The sequence below is a fragment of the Actinoallomurus iriomotensis genome (assembly GCF_030269445.1).
Lineage (GTDB): Bacteria > Actinomycetota > Actinomycetes > Streptosporangiales > Streptosporangiaceae > Actinoallomurus > Actinoallomurus iriomotensis.
This window is the reverse complement of sequence record NZ_BSTJ01000003.1, coordinates 824,397-837,775: the sequence shown is the minus strand read 5'-3', so window position 1 is coordinate 837,775 and position 13,379 is coordinate 824,397. Positions and strand designations below refer to the sequence as shown.

Sequence of the window (13,379 nt, the reverse complement as noted above, 5' to 3'; positions counted from 1 at the left end):
CCGGTCACGTTTCCTTCCAGGAGTTCGAATGATGCATGTCGTCGTCCCGCAAGCCCTCATCGACCGCGGGAGCCCGGTGCGGCTCGTCGTCAGCGGCGGCGGGAGTGGCGGCCACACGTTCCCGGCCGTCACGGTCATCCGGGCCGCCCGCGCGGCGCTGGGCGGGTACGGCCTGCACCTGGACCCGTACTGGGTGGGCAGCGAGGGCGGCATCGAGAAGGGCGTCGCGGAGGCGGAGAACGTGCCGTTCACCGCGATCCCCACGGGGAAGCTGCGGCGCGCGCGCAACCCGCTGGCCATGCTCACGGCGGCCAACATCCGGGACGCGGGCAAGGTGCCGGCCGGCGTCGGCGAGGCGATCAGCGTGGTCCGCAACCTCAAGCCCGACGCCGTGCTGTGCACGGGCGGTTACGTGTCGGTGCCCGTCGGGCTGGCCGCCCGGCTCTGCCACCGCCCGCTGCTCGTCCACGAGCAGACGGTACGCGTGGGGCTGGCCAACCGGATCACCATGCGGGGCGCGACGCGCATCGCGCTCAGCGCGGAGCCGTCGATGGAGCTGCTGCCGGAACGCCTGCGGGACCGCGCGGTGGTGACGGGCAACCCGCTGCGCCCGGGCCTGGGCGACGGCGACGCGGCCGAGGCGCCGAAACGGCTCGGCTGGGCGGGCTGGACTCCGTCGCTGCCGACGGTCTACGTCACGGGTGGCTCGCTCGGCGCCCGGCAGGTCAACGAGCTGGTGGCCGAGATCCTGCCCGACCTGCTGCGGTACGCCAACGTCTTCCACCAGGCGGGCAGCCAGCTGGTCGACGAGGCCGCCGCGATGGCCGAGCGGCTGCCCGCCGACGTGCGGCCCCGGTACATGGTGCGTGGCTTCGTCGGCGAGGAGCTCGCCGACCTGCTCGCCCTCGCCGACGTGGTCGTCGCGCGGAGCGGTGGCGGCACGGTCAGCGAACTCACCGCGATCGGGAAGCCGTCGGTGCTCATCCCGCTGATCCCGACCGGCGGCAACGAGCAGGTCCGCAACGCCGAGCACCTCTCTGGCAACGGTGCCGCCCGCGTGCTGATCGGCGAGGACGCGACGCCGGCCCGGCTGGCGGAGGAGCTCGCCGGGCTGCTCGGCGACCGGGCGCGGCTCACCGACATGGCGTCCAGGGCACGGAGCATGGGCCGCCCCGACGCGGCGGCCGCGCTCACCAGCGAGGTCCTCGCCCTCTGCGCCGCCACCGCCTCCTGAACCCGGCGCGCGTCAGGACTCGTAGATCCGGGGGAGCGCCGCCGGGATCCGGGCGAGGATCTCGGCGGGCAGCAGGTCGAGCTGGCGGGCCAGCTCGGTCAAGGTGAGCTCGCCCTCGTCGCCGGGACCGAACAGCACGACCTCCTCGCCGGGGCTGGGCAGGTCCTGGCCGACGTCCAGCACGGTCTGCTCCATGCCGACCACTCCGGCGATGCGGTGGCGGCGGCCGGCGACGAGCAGTTCGACTCCGGCCGTGCCCGCCGCGCGCGGCAGCCCGTCGGCGTACCCGACCGGCACGACCACGATCGTGCTGTCGGACGGGACCCGGTAGGTCAGCCCGTACATCACCCCGGTGCCGGCCGGGATGCGCTTGGCCACCGCGACGGTCGAGCGCAGGCTCATCGCCGGGCGCAGCCCGAAGTCGCCGCCGCTCTCCAGCGGGCTCAGGCCGTACAGCGCGAGACCGGCGCGGACCAGGTCGTAGTGGCTCTCGGGCACGGTGAGCAGCGCCGCGGAGCTCGCGAGGTGCCGCAGCTCCGGCTCCACGCCCGACGTGACGGCGTACCGCACGGCGTCGTCGAACGCGTCGATCTGCGCGGCGACGGACGGATGACCCGGATCGTCCGCGCAGGCGAAGTGCGAGAACACCCCGGTCACCGTGACATGTCCGGCCGCCTGCGCCCGCCGCGCCGCCTCCACGAGCTGCGGCCAGTCGTCACGGGTGGCCCCGCCGCGCGACAGCCCGGTGTCGACCTCCAGGTGGACCCGGACCGGACGGCCGTTCCGCTCGGCGGCCTCGGCCATGAGCGCGAGCCGCCACGGCGCCTCGACACCGAGTTCGACGTCGGCCAGGACGGCCGCGTCGTAGTCGGCCTGGCGCCACGGCAGCCAGGCCAGGATCGGCGCCTCGACGCCCGCCTGGCGCAGCGTCAGCGCGTCCTCGACCTGCGCCATGCCGAGCCGGCTCGCTCCGCCGTCGAGCGCCGCGCGTGCGGCGGGGACGAGCCCGTGGCCGTAGGCGTTCGACTTCACCACGGCCATCACCGGCGTGCCGGCGGCGGCGGAGACCAGCACCGAGGTGTTCGCGGAGATCGCGGCCAGGTCGATGCGCGCGTGCGTGCCGTGGGCGGAGTCCGTCAGCTCCGTCCGCCCGATGATCGAGTGCATGCGGCCAGCGTGGGGCCGCTCCGGCGCTGTTCAGGCCATCAGCGGAAATCACCCGGTGTAAAAAGCCGGATTGCCCGGTTGACTTCACCGAAATGCCCGGTATCCCCGGCGTGTGCTCCCGCCCTACCGTCACGCAGGACCGATGTGCCATAGAGAACCGGTGGGGAGTTTGACGGAGATCACGCTGATGTCGGACGAGCGCGTGGCCGGTATCCCGGTCGCCGAGATCGGCGAACCCTTCGTCGATCTGCGCCGGCATCCCGAACTCGTGCTCGACGGCAGGCTCGCCGATCCCCTCGGCGCGTACGCCCACGTGCGGGCCGGTGTGGCGACCCGGCTGCTGGAGGCGCAGAGCCTGCTGCGCGACGGCCTACGGCTGCGCGTCGTCGAGGCGTACCGCCCGCCCGCGCTTCAGCGCCGCTACTTCGACGAGTACGCGTCGGAACTGGCGCGCCTGCACCCGGAGTGGCCTCCGCCGCGACTGCACGCGCAGGCCAGCCGGTTCGTCGCGCCGCCGGAGGTCGCGCCCCACGTGGCCGGCGCCGCGGTGGACGTCACCCTGTGCGACGCCGACGGCGCCGAGCTGCCCATGGGCACCGAGGTCAACGCCAACCCGGAGGAGAGCGACGGCGACTGCTACACCGCGGCGCCCGGGATCTCCGCCGGCGCGCGGCGCAACCGGGAACTGCTGAGCACGGTGCTCACCGCCGCCGGAATGGTGAACTATCCCACCGAGTGGTGGCACTGGTCCTATGGTGACCGCTACTGGGCGATGCGTACGAACAGCCCGGCCGCGCTGTACCGGCAGCACGACGTGAATGTCCTCCCGAAGGAAGGCGACGATGTCTGACGAGCGGATCACCGTCGGCGTGGTGTTCGGCGGGCCGTCCGCGGAGCACGAGGTGTCCGGCGCGTCCGCGCTGGCCGTCGTACGCCATCTGCACCCGGACCGGTACCGCCCGGTCGTCATCGGCGTGACCAGAGACGGGCGCTGGCTCCTGGTCCCGTCCGAGACGGTCGAGGAGGTCGCGGCCCGCAAGTCCGCCGGGCCGGCGATCCAGGACCGGCTGACCGCCGAAGGCACCGAGGTCGAGCTCAGACGCGGCGGCCGCCTCGTTTCCTCCGACGCGCCGGACGTCGTCCTGGAGCGGCTCGACGTCGCGTTCCCCGTCATCCACGGGCCGTTCGGCGAGGACGGTGTGATCCAGGGACACCTGGAGACCCTCGGCCTGCCGTACGCCGGGTGCGGCGTGCTCGCCTCCTCGGTCGGCATGGACAAGGTGGCGATGAGACGCGCCTTCGCCGCGGAGGGGATCCCGTTCGTCCCCGGCGTGTGGTTCACCGAGAAGCAGTGGCGCGGCGCCGACGATCCGGTGCGGCTCGCCGGCGACTTCGGCTGGCCGCGGTTCGTCAAGCCGGCCAACATGGGCTCCTCCATCGGCATCTCGCGGGTCACCGGCCCGGACGAGCTGGTGAGCGCGGTCGAGGAGGCGTTCCGGTACGACGACGTCGTCCTGGTCGAGGAGGGCGTCACCGCACGCGAACTGCTGTGCGGCGTGCTCGGCGACATGGACGAACCCGAGGTCTCGGTGCCGTCCGAGGCGAAGATCATCGGTGGCTTCTCGGACTACGCGCAGAAGTACCTCAGCATGGCCGACTCGATCACCTCGCCCGCCGAACTGCCGGCCGAGGTCACGGAGCAGGTGCGCGAGCTGTCCGCCCGGGCGTTCCGCGCCATCGGCGCCAACGGGCTGGCCCGCGTCGACTTCCTGTACGACGAGGCGGCCGGGAAGCTCTACGTCGGAGAGATCAACACCATGCCCGGGTTCACCTCCCGCTCGGTGTACGCGCGCGGCTTCGCCGAGAGCGGGGTCCCGTACGAGGAGATCCTCACCCGGCTCATCGACCTGGCCTTCGCCCGGCACACCAGCAAGCAGCAGAAGACCGTCGAGGCGGGACAGTGATCACACTCACCCTGGAAGAGATCGCACGGGCCGTCGGCGGCACCGTGCACGGAGCCTCCGGCCCGGTCACGGTCACCGGACCGGTCGTCATCGACTCCCGTGAGGCGACCGACGGCGCGCTGTTCGCCGCGATCGTGGGAGCGCGCAGCGACGGACACGACTTCGCCGACCAGGTCTACGCCGCGGGCGCGAGCGCGGTGCTGGGCTCCCGGCCCGTCGGCGGACCCTGCGTGGTGGTCGACGACGTGGTCGATGCGCTGACCGAACTGGCCGTGTTCGTACGGGACCGGCTGAACCCCGTCGTGATCGGCCTCACCGGCTCGGTCGGCAAGACGACGACCAAGGACCTGCTCGCCCAGATCCTGGAGCAGAACGGGCCGACCGTGGCCACCGACCGCTCGTACAACAACGAGATCGGGCTGCCGCTGACCATCCTGCGCGCCGACCGGCAGACCCGTTACCTCGTCCTGGAGATGGGCGCCGGAAAGCCGGGCGACATCACCCACCTCATGCGGGTGGCCCGGCCGCAGCTCGGCCTGGTGCTCAACGTCGGGCCCGCGCACATCATGACGCTCGGCGGGGTGGAGGGCGTCGCGAAGGCGAAGGGCGAGCTCCCGCGGGCCCTGCCGCCGGCGGTGAAGGGCGGCTTCGCCGTGCTCAACGCCGACGACGAACGTGTCGTCGCCATGGCGCGCGAGACCCTCGCGCAGGTGGTGTTCTACGGCACCGGCCCGGACGCGACCGTACGGGCGGAGGACGTGACCGTCGACACCGCGGGTCACGCGTCGTTCACCCTGCACACCCCCTCCGGGAAGGCGCCGGTACGGCTCGGCCTGCCCGGCGAGCACCTGGTCGCCAACGCGCTGGCCGCCGCGGCCGTCGCCGGCGTCATCGGCGTCACGACCGACCGGATCGCCGAGGCGCTCAGCTCGGCCGTCCGGCGCTCGCCGAACCGCTTCCAGGTGACCGAGCGGGCCGACGGTGTCACGATCATCGACGACGCCTACAACGCCAACCCGGTCTCCATGCGCGCCGCGCTCCGCACCGCGGCGACGATGGCGGCCGGCCGCCGGAGGATCACCGTCTTCGGTGAGATGACCGGCCAGGCGGAGGAGACGGCGTACCACCACTCCGCCCTCGGCAGGCTGGTCGGTGAGCTCGGCGTGGAGATCCTCGTCGTCGTGGGCGAGGGCGAGGGACCGGAGACCCTGGCCGAGGCCGCCCGCGACGCCGGTGTGTCCGTGCACACGGTCCCCGACCGGACCGCGGCGGCCGAGCTCGTCAAAGAACTGCTCCAGCCGGCGGACGTCGTCCTGGTCAAGGCCTCGAGCGAGGCGGGTCTGTCGGCCGTGGCGGCTGCGCTGCGCGATCCGGAGAACTGACGGCGCCGGCACCGTACCGGTCACTGTCATCTGCCTCGTCACCGGCTTCGCCGAAGGATCAGGACATGCCGGGTCGGGGTGTGCGGTGTCTCGCGTACGGAGCCGGTGCGGGTCGCCTGCTCACCCTCGGCGGCTACGGAGGCGGCGCGTCCGGCGCCTCGGCCACGGGGCCGAGCAAGGCGCAGGCCGCCTGGGCCGACCGGTTCCGCACCGCGGCGTCCGACGCGGTGACCGGGGTGCGGCACGACCTGCGACCGGCGCTCCAAGCCTCGACGGGGCATACGGCAACGTCGTGACCTTTCTGCAGTCGGTCACCGGCCTCAAAGAACCGCCGTGGATCATCGTGAGTGTTCCCTCGAACGACCAGAAGCTCGTCAACCCCTTCACCACCGCGGGCGCCTGCCGGAGACTCCCGGCGAAGTCGTCGCCGGGCGCATCGCCCACGTCCTAGGGGGCCGGTGTCCGGATCGCCGGGACCGGTCCCGCGCGCACAAGAGCACGATTTCCTTCCGCTGCGAACGCGATGATCGGGGGAGAGAACGTGTTTCGACGTCATCGGCCCGCCTATTGGCAACGGCCTTCATCCGAGGTCCTCTTCGAAGGCGCCCCCACGTTGCTCCGACGGTTGGACCGGCTGTGGCAGAGACCGAAGTGGCCGAACGGCGAAGAAGCGCTGCCGATCATCTATCTGGTTCTTGACGACGATGTGCACGATCCGCTCCCGGCTCTCAGGGCGCGCTTGGGAGAGTCCCCGGGCGGACCGCCCCCGCACGCGTTGATCCACAAGGCGTTGGATCGGGACGACCCCGATGAGGACATCGACACGGTGCTGCGTGAGATCGTCGCGCGGCTGGCGGACAAGCAGCCGCGCCGGCACCCGTTGAGGTTCCCGCACTACGGACTGGCGACCTGGCTGTTACGTCTGCGCCTACCCGCTCAGACCCAGCCCGACGACGCAAGAAGGATCATCGCGGGCGAACTCAAGACGCTCCTTCGCGGCCGGCTGCCGCACATTCAGAACTTCGATCTCGAAGCCGCGGGCTTCCCCTGGTGGATCAAGCTGACGTACACCTTGCTGCCGAAGCTGCTTCTGCCGGTGATGAGCCGGACCTGGCGTCCGCTCCGGTGGTTCCCCGAACACTCGCCTTACGCCCAAGCCGGAAACACTTTCTATGAGCTGGCCCGTTCCTTCACCCTCGGGCCCAGAGATCCGGAAAAGGTCGACTCGTTGCTGGTCTCCGCTTTTCTGGAAGACCTTCATCAGGCCTATCGCAGAACGAGTCTGTGGGGCTCGGGCCGGCGACGGACCTGCTATCCCGTCCTGCTGATCTCCTGCCCTCGGGCGGACGGCACCCGGCTGCGGCTGGTCGAGCTCCTCGGTTTGTTGCGCGGGCAGCGTCCGCGTGGGCAGAGGCAACGCCGATACCCGCTCCTCGTGCTGGCGGCCGGTGACCCGCCGGGCGGTGAGAGTGCCCTGAACGGGCTGGGCGAGGACCGGCCGGCCATAGCCGGCGTCGCCCTGGACGGGTGGCGAAGCGGCCTGGAGGCTCGCGGCGCCCCCGCCCGATGGTTCGTCCTGTTCCGGCTGTCCGCACCGGGCACGGAGGAGAACGAGGAACAGGCGCGCCGCAAGCGGCACGCGCAGGACGAGATCCAACAGGAGATCGCGGAGATCCCCCTACCCCGCGCCAGGCGTCCCTGGGCGACGTATCTCGGCGCCGCCTTCGCGGCTCTCTGCCTGGTAGCGAGCGTGATCGCGGTGCCTCTGGTCGATCACCATCAGTGCCGGTCGGTACTCTCGCTCCCCGCTCTCCACGCCGACATGACACGGGAGCCGGGCTACGGCGCGGACCAGTGCGTGGGAGTTCTCCCGGCCGGCGCTCACGTCCCCGCGGAACTGGCCGACGTCGTCAAGAAGATCAACGAGAACAACAAGGTGGCGGAGGGCAACCCCGACCACGTCACGATCATCCACTTCAGCATGCTCACCCCGGCGAGCGCCCAGAGCGTGCGCGTGGCCCGGGAGGAGCTGCGCGGCCTGGCGATCGCCCAGAAGGAGACGCTGAGCGACCAATATCCCATCCGGCTGCTGCTCGCCAATGCCGGAGACGGGATGAGGTACGCGGATGTGGCGGCCGAGGAGATCCGCCACCGCGCGAGGAAGGACGAACGGATCATGGGCGTGGTCAGCCTCGGACTGAGCACGGAGCAGACCGCCGTGGCCATCCGCCTGCTGGGCAACGCCGGCGTGGTCACGGTCGGATCGGCGACAACGTCCGACGTGCTGGTCTCGGCGTCGTCATCCTATTTCCAGGTGAGCCCGAACAACCGCCGTGAGGCGCAGGTCGCGGCCGACTACGCGCAGCGGCAGGGCTATCGATCGGTGCGCATCTTCTACTCGGGCGACACTCACGACATCTACAGCACTGATCTCGCGAAGTACCTGAGGACGGCGTTCGGCGACCACCGGATCGCGGTCCGGGCGGTCGAGCCGTACCAGACCGATCCGGGCGGCCCGGGGACGGTCATCAACCTGCTGGGCGCCTCCGCCTGCGCCGCGAACAGGAGCGCTCACGAACTGGTCGTCTACGCGGGCCGCGCGGAGCGGTTCAACGCGTTCCTCAACGGGATCAAGCTGTCGTGCCAGGACCGTTATCCGCAGATCCTCGCCGACGACGATGTGTCGCGCTTCGTCCTCGCCGGACAGAACAAGGCCTATCCCCACCTGAAGCTGGACTACCTGGCCCTCGCCAGCAGCGCTCTGTGGGGGAAGAACTGCGCGGAGGCGAAACAGAACTACAGCTTCTACGCGCTCTACGACCAGATGTTCGGCGGCGCCTGTGACGAGAACAAGGACGGACGTGCCCTGCTGAACTATGACGCGCTGACCGTACTCAAGATCGCCGTGTGGAATGCCCTGCAGACGGGCTCGCGGTTCCCTCCGCCGTCGAACGCCATCGTGAGCGGCCTGAACAATATTCGGAACCGGAACAAGGTGACCGCGGCCAGCGGCGACATCGACTTCGGCGGCCAGGACCCCCGGGTGCCGGCCGACAAGGCGATCTTGATCCTGCGCACCACGGCCGACCAGCCGTGTCTGGTCGAAACGGAGGGCGAGCTGAGCAAACAGCCCCACATCAGCGGGGACTGCCCGGACAAGTCCGGATGAGTAAGGTCGGCGCGAGCCGGACCGACACGGAAACCGTCAGGGAGAACGAAGTGCCCCGTGAACTCCAAGCCTCCGGCTGCGGGCCGCTCGCCGACCGTGTCGCCGCGGCCGCCGCAGGGACGGACTCCGTCGATGAGGTGGTCGCGACGCTGGCGGACGCCGGCGCGGAGACCTGGATCGGACTCGATCGGGCGTTTCGGGCCGACCGGCTCGCGTACGGCGATGACCTGACCGTCGTCGAGACGGGGCCGCGCGAGCGGCTGCGGTGGCTGGTGGCGGCCTGCTCTCCGGACGGGCACCGGCGGGAGGCCGCGGTGGCGCGCTGGCCACTCGTCGCGGACGGGCTGCTGTTCCCCGTACTGCTGCTGCGGACCGCCGACTGGGTGCCGGAGGTCCGTGACCTGGCACGAGGGTTCACGGCCGCCACGTCGGGGGCGGTGGACGAGGCCGGGTTGCTGCGGGCCGCCGGCGTCGCGGTGGCGATCGGCGCGTGGGCGCGGGGCGGGCACGCGCTGGAACTCGTGACGGCGGCGCTGCGTTCGGCTCCGGCGGAGACGCTGGCGCGGGCCCGTGCGCACCGGGACGTCGGGCTCCGGCGCATGGCGTACGGCCTGTGGCTCGAACCGGGTCGCGCCCGGCGGCACGAGGTGATGGACGCCGCCCTGTGCGAGCCGGACCCCGTCTCCCGGCTCCGGTGCGCCGAGCGGCTCGCGGCCGACGCCGTACGGGACGAACGCCCCGACGTGCTGACGCGGTTGCTGGAGGAGGGGACCGCGAAGGTCAGGGTGGAGGCGCTCACCGGCCTGGTGAGGCTCGGCCGTCCCGAGGCCGGTGCGGCTCACCTCGCGGACCGGTCGGCGCTCATGCGGGCCACCGCGCAGTGGGCGGTCCGGCGCGCGGGCGGTACCCCCGCGGCCCTCTACCGCCGGGCCCTGACGGCGGACCCGGCGGCGGGCCGGGTCCGCGCACTGGTCGGCGGGCTGGGGGAGTGCGGCACGCTGCCCGACCTCGACGTGCTGTCGCCCTTTCTGGAGCACCCGAGTCCCCGGGTCCGGGCCGCCGCGGTACGGGCCGTCCGCCGCCTGGGCGGATCACCGGCCCGCATCGCGGAAATGCTCGCAGACCCGGCGCCGGTGGTCGTCCGCGCCGTCCGGGCGGCGTTGCGGGAGGAGCCCGGCACCGCGCCGCCCGCCCGCCTACGGGAACTGCTGGCCACCGGCTCGCCCCGCCACGTACGGCTTGGGGCCTATGAACTGCTGCGCGTATCCGACACCTGGACCCGCGTCCAGGTCGACCTCGAACTCCTCGCCGCCCGCGACGCCGACCTCGGCGACCGGGCGCGCGCCGATCTGGTCGCCTGGTCGCGCGGCGACGCCGCGACCGCCTACCGCCCGCCGGCGCGGGAGGTGCTGCGGCGGCTCGGCTCGCTGATCGACGCCGCCGAGCCTTTGCTCGGGACCGAGGAGACCCGCCGGCTGCGCTGGCACCTGGGCATCACCTCACGGCGCGCCGCGCTGTCGTGACCGGGGCCGGTTCCGTTCGCCGGTGCCGCGGCCCGGTGCGCGGGTGTCCCGCCGTCCCTCGTGACGGTCCGCCGGGCGGCGGGGGCTGGGCCGTACCGGCAGCAGGCGTTGCCGGTGGTGCTCCTCGGTCAGGTCGTGCAGACGTGCGTGCAGGAGGTCGGGAGCGCGATCAGGCCGCTGACGGTGCCGTCGGCCGCGGTGACGGGCACCTGGGTGACGTCGTGTTCGGCGAGGACGTACGCGACGTGCCGCAGGGTGTCGTCGTCGCGCACGGACAGCGCGTCCGACTCCAGCAGCGTGTCGACGGCGGCACGCCGCGCGTCGCCGGTCTGGCGGGCGTGGGGGAGAACGCCGAGCAGCCGTCCGTCCGTTCCGGTCACCGGGTACAGGTGCTGGCCGCCGCCGTCCGCCGCGGCGATGTGACGCAGCGCCTCCTGGACGCTCTGGCCGGGACCCAGCCCCGTCGGTTCGGTGGTCATGACGTCGGCGGCGGAGAACGCCTCCAGCGGGTCGGTGGAGTACACGCTGCTGGACGCCTCGGGCCCGCTCGGCGCACCGGACGGGGCGCGGACCGTCGTACGCCTGGTGACGATATGTCTGGCCTGGGAGGCCGTCGCGGCCTGTGTGCCGCTCGCGGCCTCGGAGTTGATCTGGCCACGGCCGCGGTTCGACATGCGGCGCTGGTCGACCGTCTTCCCCCTCGGCATGGCGGGCCTGGTCAGCCTGCGGATGTCCCGCGTCTTCCATCTGGAGGTGGTGTGGGACCTCGGGCGCGCCGTGTCCTGGCCGGCCCTCGCCGTCTGGCTGGTCGTGGCGGCCGGGACACTCCGGCACGTACAGAACATCGCCGGCGGCCACGACCGGCCCTCTACTTGATCGTCCACATGGTGAGCTTCGGTCCTCCGGCGGCGACGGTCCTGCCGTCCGGGCCGACGGCGACACAGCTGATCCGGTCCTGGGCGCCGGAGCGGAGAACGGTCGCGCTCTCGCGACGGGTGACGTCCCACAGCCTGACGGTGCCGTCGTCGAAACCACTCGCCAGGATGCCGTCCGGGCCGAACGCGACGCAGGTCGCGTCGGAACCGGGGGTGGTGAGGGCGCGGGTGGGTGAGCGGCGCGTGACGTCCCACAGCTGGAGCAGTCCGTCGTTCCGGAGGTTCGCCAGCGTCCTGCCGTCCGGGCTGAACGCCAGGGAGTTCACGTCGGTGTTGGCGTCGCTGAGGGTGGCGATCTTCGTGTGGGAGGACGAATCCCACAGCTGGAGCAGCCCGTCCTCGGCGGTGTTCCCCGGATTGCCGTTGCCGCTCGCGGTCGCCAGCAGGTCGCCGGAGGGGCTGAACGCCAGGGACTGGACCCAGTAGTCGGGGCCGGTGGTCAGCGTGGCCTCGCTCTTGCGCGCGCTCACGTCCCACAGTCGGACGCCCGCGCCGTCGTAGGTGGCGGCCAGCGTCCCGCCGGTGCGGTCGAACGCCACAATGGCGACCGCCGTGTTCCACTCCTCGGACTTTTCGAGGTAGGGGAGAGTGGTGGCGTTGCCCGTGGCGAGGTCCCACAGGTCGATCGTCCCGTCGCCGTTGGCGACCGCCAGGCGGGTCCCGTCCGGGTTGAACGCCGCCGACAGGGTGAAGGTGAATCTGGGGTTGTAGCCGGTGACCTGATCCAGCGGCTTCGGCCAGGGGTTGACGACCTGATGGGTGAAGGTCTTGGCCGGGCTCCTCGTGGTCACGTCCCACAGCCTCGCCTTACCGTCCTCGCCCGTACTGGCCAGGGTCCGGCCGTCCCGGCTGAACGTCACCGACCACACCGCCCCGTCGTGGAGCGTCACGGGCGGTCCGGGGCGGAGGACGTGCCCGGACCTGCCCGGTGTGGGAGCCGGATGGTCGCTCGCGTGCCCCCGGGACGAGTGCAGCAGGAACGCGGCGGGGGCGGCCGCGACGGCGGCGGCGCCCAGCCCGGCCACGATGACGTCGCGGCGGTTCGGACGCCACGGGCGCGCGCGTGCGGTCGGCGGTCTCTCCGAGCTCGACGTACGAGTATGGTCCGCGAGCTCACGGTCGTACTCGCCGATCAACGCGGTCACGGCGGGCGGGAGCCAGGCGCCGTCCGCTCCCGTGGGGGCCGCGAGCCGGTCCAGGATCAGGGGGAGACCAGGCCGTCTCGTGGGGTCCTTGGCCAGGCAGGCGGCGATCATCTCGGTGAGGTGGGCGGGGATCCCGCTGAGGTCGGGATCGTCGTGGACGACGCGGTACACGATCCCTTCGACCGTGCCCGTGCCGAAGGGGCCGCGTCCGGTCGCGGCGAACGTGAGCACCGAACCCAGCGCGAACACGTCGCTCGCCGGCCCCACCTGATGTCCCCGGGCCTGCTCGGGCGACATGAATCCCGGCGTGCCGACCACCGCGGTGGAGGCGTGAGTGGCGTCCAGGGCGCGGGCGATGCCGAAGTCGATGACGCGAGGGCCGTCGGCGGCGATGACGATGTTGGCCGGCTTGAGGTCGCGGTGCACCAGGCCCGCCGCGTGGATCGCGGTGAGTCCCTCCGCCAGACCCGCCCCCAGAACACCGACGGCGTGCGCCGGGAGCGGCCCGAACGTCTGGACGGCCTGCTGGAGCGACGGGCCGGAGATGAAGGCCGTGACCAGCCACGGCGGATCGGCGGCGGGATCGGCGTCGACCACCTGGGCGGTGTAGAAGCCGCCGACCCTGCGGGCCGCGGCGACCTCCTCGGCGAACCGCCGGCGGAATCCCGCGTCGTCCGCCAGCTCCGGGCGTACGACCTTGACCGCGACCAGCCGGCCGCCACGGGAGCGGCCCAGGAAGACCTGGCCCATCCCGCCGCCGCCCAGCCGTCCCAGCAGACGGTACGTCCCCACCTGCTGAGGATCGCCGTTCCGCAAAGGCTTCATCGACAAGTGTCCTACCTCAAAAGAACATTGGCGTA

Annotated in this window: 12 protein-coding genes; 9 read left to right on the top strand and 3 right to left on the bottom strand. The window is 72.2% G+C overall.

What is annotated here, in order from left to right:
- Positions 1-28 precede the first annotated feature (28 nt).
- Entirely contained in the window at positions 29-1,234 is a 1,206-nt protein-coding gene (locus QSK37_RS16885) for a UDP-N-acetylglucosamine--N-acetylmuramyl-(pentapeptide) pyrophosphoryl-undecaprenol N-acetylglucosamine transferase (protein WP_285621698.1), read from the top strand.
- Positions 1,235-1,246: 12 nt separating this feature from the next.
- On the opposite strand, the gene alr is transcribed toward QSK37_RS16885, so the two are convergent.
- A complete protein-coding gene (alr, locus tag QSK37_RS16880) occupies positions 1,247-2,401 on the bottom strand; it encodes an alanine racemase (protein ID WP_285621695.1) in 1,155 nt (384 codons plus the stop codon).
- A gap of 160 nt (positions 2,402-2,561) precedes the next feature.
- Between alr and QSK37_RS16875 the strand changes: the two genes are divergently transcribed.
- From QSK37_RS16875 to QSK37_RS16845, 7 genes are all read left to right on the top strand, one after another.
- A complete protein-coding gene (locus QSK37_RS16875; protein WP_285621693.1) occupies positions 2,562-3,251 on the top strand; it encodes a M15 family metallopeptidase in 690 nt (229 codons plus the stop codon).
- Positions 3,244-4,365 (top strand): D-alanine--D-alanine ligase family protein, encoded by a 1,122-nt coding sequence (locus QSK37_RS16870; protein WP_285621679.1) that lies wholly within the window; start codon positions 3,244-3,246, stop codon positions 4,363-4,365. Before QSK37_RS16875 ends, QSK37_RS16870 begins: the two co-directional genes overlap by 8 nt.
- A complete protein-coding gene (locus QSK37_RS16865) occupies positions 4,362-5,747 on the top strand; it encodes a UDP-N-acetylmuramoyl-tripeptide--D-alanyl-D-alanine ligase (protein ID WP_285621678.1) in 1,386 nt (461 codons plus the stop codon). The genes QSK37_RS16870 and QSK37_RS16865 overlap by 4 nt, the downstream gene beginning before the upstream one ends.
- 65 nt (positions 5,748-5,812) lie before the next feature.
- Complete coding sequence (locus QSK37_RS16860) at positions 5,813-6,043, top strand: hypothetical protein (RefSeq protein ID WP_285621675.1); 231 nt, start codon at positions 5,813-5,815, stop codon at positions 6,041-6,043.
- Positions 6,040-6,198 carry a hypothetical protein gene (locus QSK37_RS16855; protein WP_285621672.1) on the top strand — a complete coding sequence of 53 codons (159 nt, stop codon included), beginning with the start codon at positions 6,040-6,042 and terminating at the stop codon, positions 6,196-6,198. The genes QSK37_RS16860 and QSK37_RS16855 overlap by 4 nt, the downstream gene beginning before the upstream one ends.
- Before the next feature lie 162 nt (positions 6,199-6,360).
- Positions 6,361-8,916, top strand: coding sequence for an ABC transporter substrate-binding protein (locus QSK37_RS16850; RefSeq protein WP_285621670.1), 2,556 nt, complete (start codon positions 6,361-6,363; stop codon positions 8,914-8,916).
- 50 nt (positions 8,917-8,966) lie between these two features.
- On the top strand, positions 8,967-10,439 hold the full coding sequence (locus QSK37_RS16845; protein ID WP_285621668.1) for a hypothetical protein: 1,473 nt from the start codon (positions 8,967-8,969) through the stop codon (positions 10,437-10,439).
- A 128-nt stretch (positions 10,440-10,567) separates the two neighbouring features.
- On the opposite strand, the gene QSK37_RS16840 is transcribed toward QSK37_RS16845, so the two are convergent.
- Positions 10,568-10,963: a CBS domain-containing protein gene (locus tag QSK37_RS16840; RefSeq protein WP_285621665.1), complete on the bottom strand. Its 396-nt coding sequence runs from the start codon at positions 10,961-10,963 to the stop codon at positions 10,568-10,570.
- On the opposite strand from QSK37_RS16840, the gene QSK37_RS16835 reads away from it, so the two are divergent.
- Positions 10,917-11,315 (top strand): SLAC1 family transporter, encoded by a 399-nt coding sequence (locus tag QSK37_RS16835; protein ID WP_285621662.1) that lies wholly within the window; start codon positions 10,917-10,919, stop codon positions 11,313-11,315. The genes QSK37_RS16840 and QSK37_RS16835 overlap by 47 nt on opposite strands.
- Here QSK37_RS16835 and QSK37_RS16830 read toward each other — a convergent pair.
- A complete protein-coding gene (locus QSK37_RS16830; protein WP_285621660.1) occupies positions 11,308-13,311 on the bottom strand; it encodes a WD40 repeat domain-containing serine/threonine protein kinase in 2,004 nt (667 codons plus the stop codon). The two genes, QSK37_RS16835 and QSK37_RS16830, sit on opposite strands and share 8 nt — an antisense overlap.
- Positions 13,312-13,379 lie beyond the last annotated feature (68 nt).

Coding starts and splice junctions, on each gene's coding strand:
- QSK37_RS16885 (WP_285621698.1), top strand. CDS start 29: ATGATGCATGTCGTCGTCCCGCAAGCCCTCATCGACCGCGGGAGCCCG.
- alr (WP_285621695.1), bottom strand. CDS start 2,401: ATGCACTCGATCATCGGGCGGACGGAGCTGACGGACTCCGCCCACGGC.
- QSK37_RS16870 (WP_285621679.1), top strand. CDS start 3,244: ATGTCTGACGAGCGGATCACCGTCGGCGTGGTGTTCGGCGGGCCGTCC.
- QSK37_RS16860 (WP_285621675.1), top strand. CDS start 5,813: ATGCCGGGTCGGGGTGTGCGGTGTCTCGCGTACGGAGCCGGTGCGGGT.
- QSK37_RS16835 (WP_285621662.1), top strand. CDS start 10,917: ATGACGTCGGCGGCGGAGAACGCCTCCAGCGGGTCGGTGGAGTACACG.